This is a genomic window from Snuella sedimenti (assembly GCF_016428595.1).
Classification (GTDB): domain Bacteria; phylum Bacteroidota; class Bacteroidia; order Flavobacteriales; family Flavobacteriaceae; genus Snuella; species Snuella sedimenti.
On sequence record NZ_JAELVQ010000001.1, the window covers coordinates 126,651 to 146,224 of the forward strand.

Here is a 19,574-nt window from a genome sequence, read left to right on the forward strand (position 1 = left end):
CTAAGCACTATAAATTAAAAACATTAATCTATATCAAAACGTAAACCTAACGAAATGTTGTGTTGTTCTACGATTTGGTCTTTAAATAGAGGGGATAAATCGTATTTAACGTACAACGCAGTATTATCGAATGCCAAATAGCCGCTTACCCCGTAAACCAAGTTAGAAGTATTAAACCCTCTTTTTTGTTTATCCTTTACGCGCTCGCCATCCAAGCTATATTTTAATTTTTGTCGAGTTCCAATATTAAACCCTCCATAACCGCCAATACCAATTTTAAATTTATTTTGTGTTGAATACCTATAATATGTTCCTTTATCTATTTTCTTTGACGGACCAAACTCTAGGTGCATTGGGAAAACCAAATTAGTAACTGATAATTTGGATTTTTTTAAATTTTCTGGAGACTCTGCCAGCACAACTTGATCTTCTTGATTAATAAAATATTTGTTTTCTATCGGTTTTAAACCGTTTATTTGAAGTGAAGGCCCATATTTCAACCTTAGCCAATTGGTATTCTTAAACACGCGTTTTTTCCATACCCAACCTATTTCAAAAAAACGAGAACCGCCAAATTTATATGGAGAATCATCTAATTTTACACCTTCAATAATAGCATTATTTAAACCAATGGCTAACAAAAACTCACTTGTAATTCTTTTATCATTCTCTTTTTCCTTTTTGTCTTCAGTAATAGCATACGGTTTATTATTGATTACTACTCCAAATTTATAATCTGCTCCTGTCCGACTTAACCCATAATCATTCCTCTTTAAAAGGGCTATTTTGTTATCAACAATAGCAATTCTGTTTTCAATATTCAAAGCTGCAACTTTTGCAACTTCCATTTTTAATTTTTCAGCCTCTTCATTAGTAATCTCCCCTGCTCCTAATCGCTTATTTATTGCTTCTACTTCTTTCTTTAAATAATCTCGCTCTTCCTTCTCGATAGTAAACTTGACTTCTTCGAGCATTTCAATATTCTTTCTATTTTTAATAGCAGGAATTGTGTCTTGTGCCTGGATTAACTGCACACTTAAACCCAGTGCCAAAAGCACTAAATACTTAGTAATTGTTTGCATAACTGTTCGTTTTAATCCCTTACGGTAATTATTAATTGATTTTGATGAAAGATTTTTAATTATTTCTTTGAGCCACAGCTGTTTTTACCGAATTGTAACTTGCTTTTATGGCTTCAAATACCTTGGTTCTAAAAGACTGGTCGAGCTCTGCTTCAACATCTTCCAATAATGCTATGGCATCAACCTTTTGAAAACTTTTATCTTGTAATCGTTTTAATTTAATCTCCTTTTCTGCCTGCTGTAACAAAGCTTCAATTTCATCATCGGAAACTTCCTTGTTTTCGTTTTTCATGGTATGGATCTGAACTACTAAGTCTTGAATCTTTTGCGCTTCAAAAGTTAAATTCTCTACAACAGCAACCTTAGAGACAGCTTCAATCTTTTGCTCTTCTTTAGCAACAATCTTATCTTCTAATGCAACTATAGTATTAACTTCATCAATACCCTGTTCAATTACTGGTGTGTCCTTTACTAACTGATCAACCTCGACATCATTAACATCTTTATTCAATGTTTTTACTTCTTCATTAGCTTGTTCTACAATCACAGCCTTTGTTGGCTCTATTGAAGGCAATACTTTAATAGTTTCAGTGTTATTATTAAAAAACTGCGTTGCAACCAACAAAACAGCAATAATGCTCGCTGCCATAAACAACCAAGACCTCCCTGCATTTGGTTTTGCTTCTTTAGCTTCTAAACGACTTGACAGCTTACTCCATGACTCAGTGGAAGGCTTTACCCGTCTGTTTTCAAGTTTTCCCTTAAGATGTTCATCAAACTTTATAGGATCCATAACTTGTTTTATTAATATTATTAACTTTTTCCTGTAACAGTTTCCTTGCTTTAAACAATTGCGACTTCGACGTTCCTACCGTAATATCTAACATCCCTGCAATTTCCTGATGCTTATATCCTTCAATAGCGTACATAACAAAGACCATTTTATAGCCTTCGGGCAATTCGTCTATTAACTGTTGTATTTCGTCTACTTCAATATTTGTTTCTATAGCATTAAACGGTTCGGTTTCATTTTCTGCAATCTCTAAAGAGAATTCGATATTTTTTTGCTTTCTTAAAAACGAAATAGACTCTCTTATCATAATACGGCGTATCCACCCCTCAAAACTGCCATTATTTCTAAACTGCTTTAAATTTGTAAAGACCTTGAAAAACCCATTGAGCATTACTTCCTCTGCATCTTGCAAATCGCTTATATAAAACCTGCAAACACTTAGCATCTTGGGCGCATGCAACGTAAATAGTTCATGCTGCGCTTCCCGATTATTTTTAATCGCTCGTTTAATAAGTACGGATTCGTTTTTATGCAATTGAATAACTTTCAAAAGAGGCTTCATCTTGTCTTATATTTATAAAGACGCTGTTCTTGAGTAAAAGGTTGCCTAGGCCTATTTTTTTTGTAAGATTTTATTTTTTTCGATCAATTACATAGTTAACCATAAGTTCTAATGAACTCTTGTAATCTGATTCTGGATAAGCCTGAAGCAACTGTAAGGCATCTTTTTGAAATTGTTTCATCTTTTTAATGGCATAATCCAATCCACCATTGTCTTTTACAAAGGCGATGACTTCCTTTACTCGTTTTGTATCCTTATTATGGTTTTTAATAGAATTTATCAACCATCGCTTATCCTTTTTGGATGCATTGTTCAATACATAAATTAAAGGTAAGGTCATTTTTTGCTCTTTGATATCGATACCTGTTGGCTTTCCTATTTGGGTTTCCCCATAATCGAACAAATCATCTTTAATTTGGAATGCCATTCCAATAAGTTCACCAAACTTTCGCATGGTTTCTACATGATTGGACTCTGGTTTTACTGAAGCAGCCCCAAGACTACAACAAGCCGCTATAAGGGTTGCTGTTTTTTGTCGGATAATTTCGTAATAAATGGCTTCTGTTATATCTAATTTTCGTGCTTTTTCTATTTGAAGTAGTTCGCCCTCACTCATTTCGCGCACAGCTATTGAAATAATCTTAAGGAGATCGAAATCATTATTATCAATAGACAGTAACAATCCTTTAGATAATAGATAATCTCCTATTAAAACTGCTATTTTATTCTTCCAAAGTGCATTTACCGAAAAGAAACCGCGACGTCGGTTACTGTCATCTACCACATCATCATGAACTAATGTTGCCGTATGGATTAATTCTATAACCGAAGCGCCCCGATATGTACGTTCGCTAACTTCTCCATTGGAAACCATTTTAGAGACTAAAAACACGAACATTGGACGCATTTGCTTCCCTTTTCGGTTTACAATATAATGGGTTATTCGGTTAAGTAGGGCTACCTTACTAGACATTGATAATTGAAACTTTTGCTCAAAAAGTTCCATTTCGAAAGCTATAGGTTGTTTTATACGCTCTACTATTTTCACAAATTAAATTTAAGACGTTCCAAATATAAGTTTTAGAAACTAATTTTTACGCGATAATCGAGATTTAAATACGTTGAGTCTTGCCTCGAAATAAAATGCTTTTCTCCATAAATGCCTCGTATACTTACCGCAAGGTCGTTTACGATTTATTAGCCAATTGCCCACAAGCTGCATCAATATCCTTACCTCGACTTCTTCTAACATTAACAACAATTCGGTTACGTTCCAAACTGTTAATATATTGCTCTAGAGCTTCATTGGATGCTTGCTGAAACTCCCCATCACCTATCGGGTTATATTCGATAATGTTTACCTTGCATGGTACATATTTACAAAACTGAACAAAAGCATCGATATCCTCTTGCGTATCATTTACACCTTTCCATACAACATACTCGTAACTAATTTTACGTTTTGTTTTGGTATACCAATATTCTAAAGCGTCGCGCAAATCGCTTAAAGGGAAGGTTTCATTAAAAGGCATTATTGCTGTACGTACTTTATCGATAGCCGAATGTAATGAAACAGCCAAATTGAATTTAACCTCATCATCAGCCATTTTTTTTATCATCTTTGGCACTCCAGATGTAGATACTGTAATACGCTTAGGCGACATCCCCAAACCTTCGGGTGATGTTATTTTATCAATTGCCTTCATTACATTATTATAGTTCATAAGCGGTTCGCCCATTCCCATAAACACAATATTACTCAATGGTCTGTTGTAATAAAGTCTACTTTCCTTATCGATAGCAACTACTTGATCGTAAATTTCGTCCGGATTTAAATTACGCATACGTTTTAATCGCGCAGTAGCACAGAACCTGCAATCCAAACTGCATCCTACCTGACTTGACACACAGGCTGTTGTGCGGGTTGGTGTTGGGATTAGTACCGACTCAACAATTAATCCATCATGTAAACGTACGGCATTTTTTACGGTACCGTCGTTACTACGTTGCATATTATCGACCTTTATATGGTTGATAACAAAATGTTCTTGTAACATACGGCGTGTTTCTTTAGACAAGTTCGTCATATCTTCGAACGTATGCGCCGATTTTTGCCAAAGCCATTCATACACTTGGTTTCCTCTAAAAGCCTTATCGCCTTGCTTTACAAAAAAATCCCGTAACTGCTCTTTGGTTAATGCACGTATATCCTTTTTTTCTGTCGTCATAAGTATTGCAAAAATAGTGAAAGGTTTTTCGAAATATATTATTTGATGAATGAATAATTGATTGATGTTTTACACTTTACAAAACATTAGTTAAGTCAGTTAACCCAGATACTAAAAGAAAAAAGCCTCTAAACAGAGGCTTGAATTATATTGTTATGATCTAGGGTCTGTTAACACTAATTAAAGGATTAACATAGCATCTCCATAACTGTAAAACTTGTACTTTTCTTTTACAGCCTCTTCATAGGCCTTTTTAATAAAATCATGACCTGCAAAAGCAGACACCATCATTAGTAAAGTTGATTTTGGTGTATGGAAATTGGTAATCATACAATTTGCGATACTAAAATCGTAAGGGGGGAAGATGAATTTATTGGTCCATCCTTCAACCTCATTTAACATGCCATTTGATGATACCGAACTTTCAATTGCTCTCATAGCTGTGGTACCTACGGCACAAACACGCTTTTTATTTTGAATTCCCGTATTAACAATTTCTACTGCCTTTGGGCCAATTTTAAGTTCTTCACTATCCATTTTGTGCTTAGACAAATCTTCCACCTCAACAGGGTTAAAAGTTCCAAGTCCAACATGCAACGTAACCTCAGCAAAATTAACGCCCTTTATTTCCAAACGCTTTAATAGGTGCTTAGAAAAGTGTAAGCCTGCAGTAGGGGCAGCTACAGCGCCTTCATTTTTAGCAAAAATCGTTTGGTAACGTTCTTCATCTTCCGGTTCAACTTCTCTTTTAATGTATTTTGGAAGTGGTGTTTCGCCCAAATCTTTCAATTTCTTTCTAAACTCAGTATAAGAGCCATCATATAGAAAACGTAGGGTACGACCTCTTGAGGTTGTATTGTCTATAACCTCTGCCACCAACGTATCGTCATCACCAAAGTACAATTTATTACCTATTCTTATTTTTCGGGCAGGATCTACCAAAACGTCCCAAAGACGTTGCTCTTCATTTAATTCTCTTAACAAAAACACCTCAATTCTGGCTCCTGTCTTTTCTTTATTTCCATATAATCTAGCAGGAAACACCTTGGTATTATTAAGTATCATTACATCATCTTCGTCAAAATACTCAATAATATCTTTAAATAATTTGTGTTCGATAGTTTGCTTCTTTCTATCTAGAACCATTAAACGAGATTCGTCTCTATGTTCTGACGGATATTCTGCTAGTAATTCGTCCGGTAAATTGAAGCCAAAGTTTGATAATTTCATTCGTTTTATTTTTAATAATTTCCTGACATTAAACTAATTATAAAATTAAGAACACATACAAGCACTCGTTGTACTCGTTCTCATATTAAAAATTTTAACTAGTTTACTTTTTTATAAGAAAGCGCAAATATACAATCTGCGACTAGGCCTTGTCAAGTATTTGGATGATTATTATTGCGCAATTTTAAAACCAATAGCCTCTAAATCATCCCAAAAGGTAGGGTAGGACTTAGAAACAACTTGGGCATCTTCAATAACTATAGGCACTTTAAGAGCCAAAGGCGCAAAAGCCATAGCCATTCTATGATCGTTATAGGTTGCTATAGAAACTAGCTCATTTATTTCCTTTGAAGCTTCCAAGTGCAATGACTTATCTGTTATGGTTACCTTTCCGCCAAGCTTTTCTATCTCGGTTTTTAAAGCTACCAACCTATCGGTTTCTTTAATCTTTAAGGTGTGTAGTCCAGTTAAATCGCACGCTATACCCAAGGCAAAACAAGTTACTGCTATGGTTTGGGCAATATCTGGCGCATTAACCAAATTAAATGTTTTAGTTGTTTTGTTATCGCTAACTTTCTTTAATGTTATGGTGTTATCTCCAAAAGTTGTTTCTACACCAAAATGTTTATATATTTCAACTAAAGCCGAATCGCCTTGTAAAGAGTCCAATTTATACGAAGACAAGGTTACCTGAGTACCCAGATCACTTATAGCAACAATACTAAAGTAATAAGACGCAGAAGACCAATCGGATTCTACAACAAGCTTTTGAGGCGTTAATGCCCGTGCATTCGGTTTAACAGAAATCACATTACCTTCAAACTTTGTACTCACGCCAATTTCTTCCAACAACCCTAAAGTCATTTTTACATAGGGTACAGAAGTAATATCGCCTTCTAGCGTTAGTTCCAATCCGTTTTCCAATTTTGAAGCAATTAACAATAGTGCTGAAATGTATTGACTGCTTACATTCGCTTTTAAAGATACTTCGTGTTTCGACAACTTCTTTCCTTTTATTTTTATGGGCGGAAAACCATCATTTTCGACATATTGAATATCTGCTCCCAAATGTTGAAGTGCTTCAACCAAGATCTTAATAGGGCGCTCTTTCATTCGCTTGGAACCGGTAAGTACTACTTCTCTACCATCTTGAACAGCAAAGAAAGCTGTTAAAAACCGCATGGCCGTACCTGCATGATGTATGTCTATTACATCTGAGGTTGATACCAAAGCCTTGGTCATTAAGTTACTGTCATCGGAGTTTGAAATATTATCAAGCTCAAGCTCTGGATAAAGTGCTTTTAACAATAGTAATCGATTCGATTCACTTTTAGATCCTGTTATTTGAACGGCTGTCTGTTTGTCTGTTTGTGATTTTTGAAGTGTTATAGTTTGCATGCTCGTATAGATTCCTAATTAAAGAAGCTGCAAATTTACTTTAATTTTTCGTTATTATGGTGCCTATCGTGATCTCGTTTTGCTTTCTTATCCATTCTTTTATCGAAAGCCTTTTGTAAATCGACTCCTGTTTGATTTGCCAAACATAAAACGACGAACAATACATCGGCTAGTTCTTCTCCCAGATCTTTATCTTTATCACTTTCTTTTTCACTCTGCTCACCATAACGTCGGGCAATAATTCGTGCTACCTCGCCTACTTCTTCGGTAAGCTGTGCCATATTGGTTAGCTCATTAAAATACCTAACGCCATGATTTTTAATCCAGTCATCTACTACTTTTTGTGCATTTTTTATATCCATCTATACTTTTGTTAAAACTATTTGTTCGTTTTCTTTTTCTATAAGCTGCTTGAAATATTCTTTTAAAGTTTCATAATACATTGAAGGAATAATCGATTGATTTATTGCTGTTTCTATTATTAATTGCACATTAGACTCCGTTGTTGATATCACATACTTAAACGACCCCAAGTCATCTGGCAAAGCTAATGCACCTGATTCAGGAACTGATTCCACTTTATACCCCTCTGGTAATTTTATATTTACCATATATTTAGATCCAGAAGGATAACCAAAATCAATTGGAAATTCTCGCTTTTCTAATTTAAAAGGGTTCTCCTTTGTTCTTAAAAAGAATAAAGGTGAAAAATAGATTTTATCTCCTACAATATCTGCTTGGCTTTCTTTTGTAAATTTATACGATTCCATAACAGGCTTCCCTAAATCTACTGCATTGGCTACCTTAAAATCTGAAACTTCCAAACCATTATACTTATTTTCTAATTTCTCTAAAAAATCTTCCTCATTCACTTTATTGTATTTTTCTCTATAAGACAATGCATTATGGCTAGTTTTCACACTTCTACATGCACCTTCAATAGTTCCATTTTCATCTAAATTAGCCAACATTGAAATGGTTTGCTTGGAAATATCCTTTGGATACAAACTAATTAAAGCCGAGCTACCTTGTTTTCTAATAATCCTACCCTCCCAATTAAGCGTTCTGTACGGCAAAATATTTGGTGTTCCATACTCACTAGTCGCATCTAACAAAATTACCCCATTTAAAATTTCAACACAAGAAATTACATAATTATACCCTTCTCTCGTTGGAAACAGCGGCACACCATTTTTTCTGGTACTTACTAAAACGGGGTTTGCATTAAGTCCTGCATGGCGCAACATGGAGGTTAGCATTAAATTAATTTCTGCTACATTCCCTATTTGTTCTTTATAAGCTTTCCTTACTCCTTCATTACAATATTTACTGTAATAGCCATTCCACTTAACCCTTGACTTTACAAAATTATAAATAAGCGCTGTTCGCTTCATTGGATCGGACACATCACCTATTAATGCATCAATATCATCCTTATAATATCCCGATTTATTTAGTTCTGTTCCAAAATTCGGACTTTCATAAATAGTCTTTACTACATCCTCCCATGTAGTAGAATAATATTTTATAGGGCTATTGGGAAATTTAGTATACGATAATTCATACTTTACCGAAGATCTGTAATTATTAATATTATTTACATAGGGTTCTTCCTTTAATGCAGGAACATTTTCCAAATTATAAGAAGAAATATGCTTTGTGTACTCTAAATCTGATGTTTGATAACTTGTTCTTGCCGGTCCATCGTATATGCCATTTCCTCCTGTCCTAGTTTTGTTTTTAAATGTTATCTTATCTCTCTTGGTTTCATTATTTGGTCTAACTGCTAAATATCCCTTAGCATTAGCTTTAAAATTGAAATACTCAGGGGCTTCAAATTTAGCTTCTATTTTCTTCACCGGTATATCATGCTGAAACACAAATTCATCTACATTTGAATAAAAAGGAGATGTGATTCGATATTTGTATTCTATAACTGTTCCCTCCTTAATATTGGGCATAGTAAATTTAGTCTCGTCCCAATACTTTGAACGTTCTTCTTTAAAAATCCCATCTTTATTAAGTTTCGTTTCTTCTATATCACCATCAACTAAATTATAAGTATATGCTTTAATGCCAGTTACTTTTTCTATATTCGAATTATTTTTATATAAACCTATTGATTTTGTAGCATATTGAAATCCTTCTTGCGTATATATTTTAATACGCTCCTGAACTTCGGTTATCAATTGAAACCCTTCACTCTCGGTGTATTCAAAGAACGTTTTCCTGTTTTTATACAAATAAGCAGCATTGGCTGACGAATCCAAGGGATGGAGTTTTTCTTCTAATTCTTCTTTGGATACTTTTCCAAAATCGTAATTCTGTGCAACCGTTGTTAAGCTAAAGAGCAAAACAGTTAAAAAGACTATCTGTTTCATCTGTTTAAATTTTATTGTTTTTTAGTGGTCAGATGCGATGCCCAAATTATCATATTGGTTGGGTTTGCAACTTATTGTTAATGGGCATTTCATACGTTTAAATTTTGATAATTCATTTGATTTTATATTAATTATAAAATTGAGAACGTATGCAATCCCTACGTTCTCACATTAAAAATTTTAAACATTTCCTTTTGTGAAGTAATTTTTAAAATTTCTTAATGCTCGTTTCATGGTTTATGTTTATTGTTTTATTTCAACGGTCTCTAACATCCTTTATAAACATTTCGTGACATGCAAAACACTAGTCATGGATGCTTTATTTATTTTTAGTTTTAATTAATGCTATTTTTGAATTGTCCTGTTTTGCAACTTCTTTATAAAAGGTTCTAAAACTATCGTAGTCTTCTTTAGGAAACGCTCCGTCGTTTACAATAAACTGTCTTTTGTACAACAATGTCTTACCACCTACAACCTCTATTTCCGCCTTATAACTTCCAAACTTAGTCTCAATTACTTTATTCTTTGGTAAGGATTCTACCTTATAATCTTGAGGCAATTTAATTTCCACTTTATCAACATCTTTAAACCCCCTACGAATTTTAACTGGCCATTTTCTTTCCCTGTAACGATCTGGAATGTGCATATTTCGGTTTAACGCATTTATAGTAACAAGCATTCTATCTCCTACTAACTTTGAATAATTAGATGCCTTAAAAGCAATCGTTTCAATAAACTCAATATTGTTTTTGTCATTCTCAATGTCCATCTTATCAATGGTTAAACTATTTATATACTTCCACCGCTTTTTATAGTGTACATCTAAATCTCTCTCTGTTTCGGTTTCTAACCGAAGTTTATCGTCATATTGTATGCCTTTGGATCTAATATTTGCAGTAGCTTCCATACCGCCTTCATTAGAAATACTATAGGTTCCATTTAGCACTTGTGTGCTTTCCGCGGTCGTATACTTTTTAGTATGGGCAATCTTTCCTCCTTCAGGCGTAATTACCAGCACATCCCTATCATCTGTAAAATCCCCAATAAAACCGAATGGTAATTTTTGACTTGTACATTCTAACCAAATATCCTCCTGATTCTCTATTGGAATATTAAGAATGACGTGATTCCCTTGCACTGAAGCAAAGTCATTTTCAATGTTTCTTTGGCCGCTTCCAGCATATACAACTGTATAATTAGATGTAAGGCCAACAGCCCTTAACAAAGACATGGTATAATTAGTTAATCCTTTACAATCGCCATAACCTAACTTATCAACTTCTGATGTATTAAAAGGTTTCCAGCCTCCTATTCCAACCTGAACACTTATATACCGTGTTTTATCTTGAACGTATTTGTAAATCTTCTTAGCTTTATCAATAGCTGTTGTTTCATCTTTAACCAAATCCTTAACCATATTGATAGTGCTTTCAGGCAAATCGTGCGTATCTTTTATTAAATCATGATACATCCATTTTCCAAAATCGTTCCAATCCTCTACTTTAGTTTGCACTCCTTCCAAAGCAAACTGTTGGGAAGCAAACAATACTTTTGGCATAATATCGCTAAACAACGGACTATAATCCTCTGGTTTGGTAGCTTCAATATGTTTTACCTTATAGGAAACCTTACCTTCTAATTCTTCTTTTTCTATATTAATTCCTTCAAAATTTTTTTCCTTCTTTCTAATGGTTAAACCTTCAGGATAAACAAGGGAATAAGAACTGCTTTCTACACTAACAAAATAGTCGTTTAATGGCATAAACGGTCTTATAAATGCTGTATTATTAGTGTTCATCTCGTAGGTAAACTCTATGGTATACGGGTAACTAATAGGCGTGTAATCTAAATATTTAACTCTGGAATCTGAATACAAAGTACCGCCATCAACTGCACTAACGTCCTTAAATTCGCCCTTTTTAATTTTTTTTATTTGATTGCCTAGGTTATTAAACACCAAAACTTCTAATGTTTTAATCTTTACATTATTATCGTAATGTACATATGTATCAACAGCATCGTCTCCCTCCTTATTTAGCACTGTTACAATGCGTTTCTCTGTAACAACCATTTCATCAGATGATTTTAATAAAATATTTGTTTCACAAGACCTAACAACAGCATTGGCATATTGTTTTAAATGATTAGGAATCGAGAAGCTATTGTATACTTTTTCTTGAGAAGAAACCACTAGAGTTGCTAAGAACAAAACAACTCTAATACTATTTTTAATACTCATAAACTGTTTGGTTAGATGCAAAAACTAATGTATTTGCATTCGTAAAAGATTTAATTAAATAAGAGACTGCTTAAATTTCACCTTTCGGTTTTATTATATCTTTTTTCACCGCTTTTCGTTATGAAAAACCTCATTTAGCACTACTAAACTTCAGTTTTAAAGCCTTAACTAGCAAAAAATGACCTATAACGAATTGTAAAAGTCTCTAAGATTCAAACTCCTCACTCTTTCTGAGACGTGTTAAAAATCTTATACCAAATATAATAAAACACGGCACAACTACGTACTTAAATTCGCTAAAAATAACCTTAAGTCCCCATTCTGAAAAAAAATGTTTTATTCCTAAAGGCGACACCTTTATTATTCTAACGGGAAAGAAAAAGCGATTATTATTAAATGGGATTAAAAACCCTACGCCTTTACCCCCAGTGGTCATAGCATCCAAAGCCCCATGCGATAGTGTCGCTAGGAAAATCACTAAAAACCAAATAAGTTTATGCTTCTTACCTAATGTAAACATTAAAAGCAATGCCCATAGCAAAGCAAATACAACAGAATGGGAAAAACCTCGATGTCCGAACGGATGCATATACGGTATGCCCCGTTTAAATCCGATAACATCCAAATCTGGCAGTATAGTAGAAATAATAGCTACTACCAATAACCATTTTGTATTTTGATTATCGATAACTTTTGTTAAGGTATACCCTACAATACTGTGCCCAAAAACGGAAGCCACTTATTCTTTATTTTTAGAATCGATTATAATGGTAACTGGTCCATCATTTACCAGAGCTAATTGCATATTGGCTCCAAAAACGCCTGTTTGCACCTGCTTCCCCAAGTCGACTTCTAATTGCTTTACAAAACTTTCGTATAAAGGAATGGCAACATCAGGTTTTGCCGCCTTAATATAACTGGGTCTGTTACCTTTTTTTGTTGAAGCATGCAATGTAAATTGACTAACAACAATTACTTCGCCATCAACATCCAACAAAGATTTATTCATCACACCGTTATCATCATTAAAAATACGCATGTTCGCAATTTTATTAGATAACCATTTTACATCCTCTTGTTTATCATCATCAACAATCCCTAAAAGAACCATTATTCCATTATCAATAGATGCGACTATTTCTCCTTCAATAGTTACACTAGATTTTAAAACACGTTGTAATACTACTTTCATTTCTTAATCTCTCTCTTCTTTAAAATCACTCTCAAAACTACAAATCACTTTTAGGTATTATTTTATAACGAATTGCTTCATAAGGATTTTCGTTACCAGCCTCGTAAAAAATAAGAATATCACCGTTCTGCAACGCTGTTAAATCAGAATAGGCAGCATGTGATTCATGGATTACTATCTTCTTATTCCAACTTAAGCCATCATCATAACTTATGGAAAGTGTCATATTTACTCTGGAATTAGTATCTGCGGGATTCGTAAATAACAATATATTTCTATCTCCTTTTTTAACGGTTAGTAAGGCACCTTGACATCTTGGTTCAGGTAACTGCTTATCAAATCGTTGGTTTTCCCATGTAATACCTCCATCTTTGCTAAAGGCAATTTGTCGCGTTTTGGTGGTATCCCTTTTATAGTTACGCATATTAAGTATTAAATCGCCATTCGACAATTCGGCCACGGTACATTCATTAACTTGATGACCAGGTGTTGTTCCACCAAGCTTCCAAGTAGCTCCATGATCGTCAGAGTAAATAACATGAGAATAATAATGCTTTGAATCTTTTTCTATATGGTCACACGGAATTACCAATCGTCCTTTATTAACTCCCTTTTTCAGTTGAATGCCATGAACGGGCCCTGTTGCATACCAAGACCAGTTATCTTGTTTAACATTCGCTGTGATATCTTTTGGTTGAGTCCAAGTCTCTCCTTCATCGCTAGAAGTTAACTGAAATACCGTTCTACTGTCAATACTTGTCCCATTGATGATCTCAGATTCATGATCTTCTCCATTATTCCATGTTGCCAGTAAATGTACATTTCCTGTCTCTGCATCTACAACAGGTGCCGGATTTCCACAAACATTATCATTATCATTCCAAATAACTCTAAGCGGACTCCATGTAAGACCATTATCGACAGATTTTTTCATAACAAGGTCAATATCCCCTGTATCCGAACAGCCAAGTTTTCTGGCTTCACAAAAAGCTAAAACGGCTCCTCTATTGGTTGTTACAACCGATGGAATTCTAAAACAAGCATACCCTTCTTCCCAAGGCACAAATAAAACATTAGATTTCTGAAACTGAACCACTTTACCTTTCATCCGATCATCTCCCCCTTTAGGAACATGTTTCAAATAAATGATTCCCAGTAACAAAATCGAAATAAACAATACGCTATTATTCATCTAAAACTAACGTTTAAGTACAGCTAACAGCTTCTTAAAAGGCTATTGCTCCCAGTTATCGGTGCGGTAATGCTCTTCATCGCCTTCAATTATCTGTAAATAACTTCGATATCTCGTATATTCTACGGCACCATCATCCAAGGCCTTTTTTACAGCACATTTTGGTTCGTTAACATGCAAACAATTATTAAACTTACAATCTTGTTTTAGCGCAAAAAACTCAGGAAAATAATCGCCTATCTCTTCTTTGTCCATGTCTACAATACCAAAACCTTTTATACCCGGCGTATCGATTATTCTTGCACTAAAACTTAAATCAAACATTTCTGCAAATGTCGTGGTATGTTGGCCTTGCATGTGCAATGAGGATATCTCCTTTGTCTTCAAATTCAAATCTGGCTCTATAGCATTTACCAAAGTAGATTTACCAACTCCAGAATGACCAGAAAACATGCTTACCTTATCGTGCATTAATGCTTTTACTTTATCAACATTTTTGCCTGTTTTAGCTGAGACCCCTATACACTCGTAGCCTATTTTTCTATAAACATGTGCTAAATACCGAACCTCGTTTAACGTATCTTCATCGTATACATCTATTTTATTGAAGAGTAAAATAGTTTTAACAGAATAAGCTTCAGCTGTAACCAAAAACCGGTCAATGAAACTGGTTAAGGTTGGTGGATTGTTAATCGTGATCATTAAAAAAACCTGATCTAAATTTGCTGCAATAATATGGGTTTGCTTAGATAGGTTAACCGATTTTCTTACGATATAATTAGCTCTATCATGAATATTATAGATGATACCAGACTCTTGGTTATTATCAGATTCCAATTCAAAATCCACCACATCACCAACAGCTATTGGGTTTGTACTTTTAATACCTTTAATACGAAACTTTCCTTTTATACGGCATTCGTAAGTGTCCCCAAATTCTGTTTTCACAGTATACCAACTGCCTGTAGATTTATATACGCGTCCTGTCATTACAACAAAGATGTAAATAATTAGGCTCTAATACAACAAAAAAAGAGCTACCTTTCAAGATAGCTCTTCTTTTACTTTTAATCTTTTACTAGATGTTCAATTTTTCTAAATGAATATCTAATGTCTTCTCCTTTTTATTGTACTCCAGTAACATGACATGCCCCAATTTTGCAGGCATGACCCTAAATCTAATTTTTCCTTTTGATTTATTTAAATAAATTTTGTCCTCAGATAATTTACCATCATTGTACATTATAGATTTAAATGCATATTTATTTTCTTCTCCTTTTAATCTTTCATAATCTATAAAAGAAGCATAAAATCTGTCTCTATCGGTATCCAATTGAGTGAATTGATAATCGAAAGCACCATAAGCTTTTAATGCATGAGCATTAAGTTGCGGACTTCCAACATCAATAAGGCTAGGTGCTCTCGATTTTCCTTTTTCAAAAACCTCAATATTTAAAAGGTTAAATTTATTATCAAATTCAAAAACCACAGCATCAGTAATGGTTAACTGAGTCATCGAGCTTCCTCCTCTGGGATTTACTGCAACTCCCATTACTCCAGCCAAACTTACTGTCTTTCTATACCTTTCACCAATACAGTAGTAGGTTCCTTTTTGCGTCCTAACTATATCATGAAAATACACATAGCCTCTTTTTGGGTTTTTCCCATCAGATTCTACAGGCATCATTTTATCGATTTTTTCTTCCCAGCTCACTTTATTATCAGAGATAACCTTTCCTTCCAGGGAATTTATTTGAGCAAAAACGCCCAGACTCTTTTCCTTAGCAACATTGTCATCTTTTTCAAAATATTCGCCCAACAAGACTAATTCCTTATCTTCGGTTAAAAAGGCATTGGTTATCAATCGTGGGTTATTTTCCCTATCAAAACGCTTCTCAAACAACAATTTGCCCGTATTTATATCTAAAACAATTACTTTAAAATTTACGGTTTGACTAAGGGCCGACTTCTTGGAACTCTCCAAAGCCACAACTACTTCGTCATTAACCTCAATTGGATTTACGGACATAATCTCTTTAATATCATCAGGTGAATTGTAATCCCAAGAAGTGCCTCCATCAGTAGCCACATATTTTAAGCCATATCCTATTTTTTTATTATCCCTAACATAATTAAACAAAAAGCCCTTGTTATCGACCGGGTATAGCAAATTAAAGTTTCCGGCTTTAATAGCGTAAGAAAGCCATCTCATTTCCTTTTTATTAACTGGTATTATAACATCTTCTCCCTGTCCCCCCTTTCTATCAAAAGTTACAAGTTTATATTGCTCTTCTTTGAGGTTAATCATTGCAAACATCAAGGCGTGGTTATTAAATTTACTATCTGCTAAAACAGTATTTTTAGAATCGACATACGACTTTAATGCTATGTCATTTAAGTTATTATCCAGCATATGGATAGCATATTCCCGCATTCCCTTTTTTAGCTTATCAAGTTGATAGTATAGATAATACCCGTCTACATCGTTATTCTTATCCATCATCGGACCGACATGTTGCATTTTAAGGGTTGTAATGTCTGTAAAGGTTTTTTGTTGTGCATTTAAAATAAAGCAGAGCAAACAAAAACTGACTAAGGTTAAAAATTTTCTCATTTTTTGTTGAAGGTTAATTATTTAATGTTTTAAAAAAATTATGGATTGTATGAAATGATTCTTTATTGGTTACTTTGGGATGATGTAAATCACAAAATGCCAATGCTATCTTTTTTACTTCTTTTAGTTCTAGATTATGAAGAAAGAGCCTAATTACGTTTAACTGTTTTTCATCAGACAAGCTACTTTTTTGTGGGACATATTTCCCCAATTCATGATTCTTCTTTGTTAAGTATACTTGTTGCAAAGTTTCAGCCATTTTCAAAAAATAGTATTCTGGTTCGATTTTTTTATTATTGAATTTCTCGATTAATTGATATAAGGTTAAATCCAACATCTTCAAATCATAAGTAAACTGGATGCTCTGAATGTGAGATACTTTTTTCATTTTGGGTAAGTGCTCTTTAACAAGCCCTAAATCACCCTTTCCTTTTTCAATATTGAAATCTCCTATCAACTTATCAATTCTAAATTCAATCTCAGGATGCGTTTTTAAAGTATCTGAAACAATGGCAAACTCGTTTATTTTCTCAGTTGTATCAAAAAGAGAGGTCGTTTCCTTTAACCAATAGGATTGAAAGGGGTAATCTTCAAAATTAAATACACTATCTAACTTAACATCATAATGAAAAACCATTTCATTGACCTTTTTTAATTTTTCTAAAGACCACAAGGCACACGGTTTTAAATATTTTGTTTTAGAAAAAAACACGAAACCCAGTGAATCTGCCTCTGCTTCTGCCTCCCTTGAATAATCCAATATATCTATATTTAATTCATCAATTACAGAAAGTGCTGCCCTAGTTTTTCCATATTTACGGCTTTTCACATCGTTAATCTTTTTCTTCGTGTCCTTAGAATTTACCAAAGCTACTCTCCTGGATACATTTTTTAAGGAGTGCTCTAATCTTTTGTGCGCTATTTCATGACAAATAATGAAAGCCAACTCATCATCGGATTCCAATCTTGTAAACAATCCTAAATTAATCTCAAACATGCCATCTCCATAACAAGCCGCATTTGGAACCAACGAATTATTTATGAAAAAACAGTAATCTTCTGAATTAATTTCTGGATTAGAATCATATATCTCTTGCAATACACCATCTAAACTCTTCTGTATTGACGAATTAAAGAAGTAAGCACTATCTTCAATCGATTTAACTATCTTTTCATCTCTATCTTTATAAACCTTCTTTATTTTAGATGAAAATTTACCATCTATTTTTTGAACATGCTTTAAATTGATCGCTTTTAAATAATTCTTTATAGCATCAAAATCTTCGGGAAGATATTCGTTAGAACCTGTTTGAGCGTTTACATTAGCGGCCAACAATAAAAAAATAAACAGATAAAAAGTTCTTATATGCATTTACTTTTAGTCTTACAAAACAATGTCAGATTTATTTTTCAAATATATAAGTTTTTTTCGTACTTCAACTTCAATAACACACTAAAGTTCAACCTGCCTAAAAAATTCGTACAACTCAGCTATGAAACTGTCAGATCATTACCATTAACAAAAACAAAAGCCCCGCATTTGCGGGGCTTAGTAGTTATTAATTCAATAACATTTAACTATTAATTATCTTTTCTTGATGGTTAATTGATTCTTGGTGAATTGCCTTAAACATTTTTAATATAAACTCTTCACTTAACCCGTGTTGTTCACCCTCTAAAACCATTTTACCCAAAATCTCGTTCCATCGTTTAGACTGAAGAACGGCGACATTCTTTTGTTTTTTAAGCTCTCCAATACCATCGGCAGCTTCCATACGCTTACCAAGTAACTCTATAATCTGATTGTCTACCACATCGATCTGAGCCCTTAAATTATCTAGCGACTTATTGTATTCTGCTTCAGAATCGGTTTCTTTTCTAATCTTTAAATCTTTCATGATTTGAACCAAAGTTGTTGGCGTTACCTGCTGGGCAGCATCACTCCATGCATTATCGGGATCGTAATGTGTTTCAATCATTAAACCATCAAAATTCAAATCCAAGGCTTCTTGCGACACCTCAAAGATCATATCTCTTTTACCCGTAATATGCGATGGGTCATTAATTAATGGGATATCTGGGAACCTGTTTTGAAATTCAATTGCCAATTGCCATTCTGGAATGTTACGGTATTTCGTTTTTTGATACGTAGAGAAACCTCTATGAATTGCTCCAATATTTTTAACCCCCGAATTGTATATTCTTTCAATTCCTCCTAACCATAAGGCCAAATCTGGGTTAACTGGATTCTTTATTAACACAGGCTTATCTGTACCTTCCAAAGCATCGGCTATCTCTTGCATGATAAATGGGCTTACAGTAGAGCGTGCACCAATCCATAGTAAATCGACATCGTGTTCTAACGCCAACTTTACATGAGCTGCATTGGCAACCTCGGTACAAACTTTCATACCGGTTTCTTCTTTTACCTTTTGCAACCATTTTAACCCTAATGCTCCAACGCCTTCAAACATACCTGGACGCGTTCTTGGCTTCCATATACCTGCTCTAAAGTAGTTAACATCTGTATCTTTAAGTTCATGTGCTATTTTTAGCACTTGCTCTTCTGTTTCTGCACTACAGGGACCTGCTATTACTAATGGATGATCTAAATTTAAATCATCTAACCAGGTTCTCATTTCTTTTTTGTTTTCCATAATTTT

Annotated in this window: 17 protein-coding genes; all 17 read right to left on the bottom strand. The window is 34.0% G+C overall.

The window, feature by feature from the left end; all coding sequences use genetic code 11:
• Positions 1 to 23: 23 nt before the first annotated feature.
• The gene (locus JF259_RS00565; protein ID WP_199112022.1) at positions 24 to 1,082 is read right to left on the bottom strand and encodes a hypothetical protein; all 1,059 of its coding nucleotides are present in this window, start codon (positions 1,080 to 1,082) and stop codon (positions 24 to 26) included.
• 55 nt (positions 1,083 to 1,137) lie between these two features.
• Positions 1,138 to 1,875, bottom strand: coding sequence for a hypothetical protein (locus tag JF259_RS00570; RefSeq protein ID WP_199112024.1), 738 nt, complete (start codon positions 1,873 to 1,875; stop codon positions 1,138 to 1,140).
• Entirely contained in the window at positions 1,856 to 2,437 is a 582-nt protein-coding gene (locus JF259_RS00575) for an RNA polymerase sigma factor (protein ID WP_233164026.1), read from the bottom strand. Before JF259_RS00575 ends, JF259_RS00570 begins: the two co-directional genes overlap by 20 nt.
• A gap of 70 nt (positions 2,438 to 2,507) precedes the next feature.
• Positions 2,508 to 3,485, bottom strand: a complete 978-nt coding sequence (locus JF259_RS00580; protein ID WP_199112026.1) for a polyprenyl synthetase family protein — start codon at positions 3,483 to 3,485, stop codon at positions 2,508 to 2,510.
• 139 nt (positions 3,486 to 3,624) lie between these two features.
• Positions 3,625 to 4,665 (bottom strand): 23S rRNA (adenine(2503)-C(2))-methyltransferase RlmN, encoded by a 1,041-nt coding sequence (gene rlmN, locus JF259_RS00585; protein WP_199112028.1) that lies wholly within the window; start codon positions 4,663 to 4,665, stop codon positions 3,625 to 3,627.
• A 180-nt stretch (positions 4,666 to 4,845) separates the two neighbouring features.
• Positions 4,846 to 5,895 (bottom strand): tRNA preQ1(34) S-adenosylmethionine ribosyltransferase-isomerase QueA, encoded by a 1,050-nt coding sequence (queA, locus tag JF259_RS00590; protein ID WP_199112030.1) that lies wholly within the window; start codon positions 5,893 to 5,895, stop codon positions 4,846 to 4,848.
• Between the two features lie 171 nt (positions 5,896 to 6,066).
• Positions 6,067 to 7,293, bottom strand: a complete 1,227-nt coding sequence (locus JF259_RS00595; RefSeq protein ID WP_199112032.1) for a 3-phosphoshikimate 1-carboxyvinyltransferase — start codon at positions 7,291 to 7,293, stop codon at positions 6,067 to 6,069.
• Between the two features lie 35 nt (positions 7,294 to 7,328).
• Entirely contained in the window at positions 7,329 to 7,655 is a 327-nt protein-coding gene (locus tag JF259_RS00600; RefSeq protein ID WP_199112034.1) for a nucleotide pyrophosphohydrolase, read from the bottom strand.
• Positions 7,656 to 9,674, bottom strand: a complete 2,019-nt coding sequence (locus JF259_RS00605; protein WP_199112036.1) for a DUF3857 domain-containing protein — start codon at positions 9,672 to 9,674, stop codon at positions 7,656 to 7,658.
• 319 nt (positions 9,675 to 9,993) lie between these two features.
• A complete protein-coding gene (locus JF259_RS00610; RefSeq protein WP_199112038.1) occupies positions 9,994 to 11,913 on the bottom strand; it encodes a DUF3857 domain-containing transglutaminase family protein in 1,920 nt (639 codons plus the stop codon).
• Positions 11,914 to 12,118: 205 nt separating this feature from the next.
• A complete protein-coding gene (locus JF259_RS00615; protein ID WP_199112040.1) occupies positions 12,119 to 12,652 on the bottom strand; it encodes a metal-dependent hydrolase in 534 nt (177 codons plus the stop codon).
• Positions 12,653 to 13,105, bottom strand: coding sequence for a D-aminoacyl-tRNA deacylase (dtd, locus tag JF259_RS00620; protein WP_199112042.1), 453 nt, complete (start codon positions 13,103 to 13,105; stop codon positions 12,653 to 12,655).
• A 37-nt stretch (positions 13,106 to 13,142) separates the two neighbouring features.
• Entirely contained in the window at positions 13,143 to 14,297 is a 1,155-nt protein-coding gene (locus JF259_RS00625) for a sialidase family protein (protein ID WP_199112045.1), read from the bottom strand.
• A gap of 42 nt (positions 14,298 to 14,339) precedes the next feature.
• Entirely contained in the window at positions 14,340 to 15,287 is a 948-nt protein-coding gene (rsgA, locus tag JF259_RS00630) for a ribosome small subunit-dependent GTPase A (RefSeq protein ID WP_199112047.1), read from the bottom strand.
• Positions 15,288 to 15,375: 88 nt separating this feature from the next.
• Positions 15,376 to 16,911 carry a DUF6770 family protein gene (locus JF259_RS00635; protein WP_199112049.1) on the bottom strand — a complete coding sequence of 512 codons (1,536 nt, stop codon included), beginning with the start codon at positions 16,909 to 16,911 and terminating at the stop codon, positions 15,376 to 15,378.
• A 13-nt stretch (positions 16,912 to 16,924) separates the two neighbouring features.
• Entirely contained in the window at positions 16,925 to 18,283 is a 1,359-nt protein-coding gene (locus JF259_RS00640) for a M48 family metalloprotease (protein ID WP_199112051.1), read from the bottom strand.
• A 202-nt stretch (positions 18,284 to 18,485) separates the two neighbouring features.
• Positions 18,486 to 19,568 carry a bifunctional 3-deoxy-7-phosphoheptulonate synthase/chorismate mutase type II gene (locus tag JF259_RS00645; RefSeq protein WP_199112053.1) on the bottom strand — a complete coding sequence of 361 codons (1,083 nt, stop codon included), beginning with the start codon at positions 19,566 to 19,568 and terminating at the stop codon, positions 18,486 to 18,488.
• Between the last annotated feature and the right edge of the window lie 6 nt (positions 19,569 to 19,574).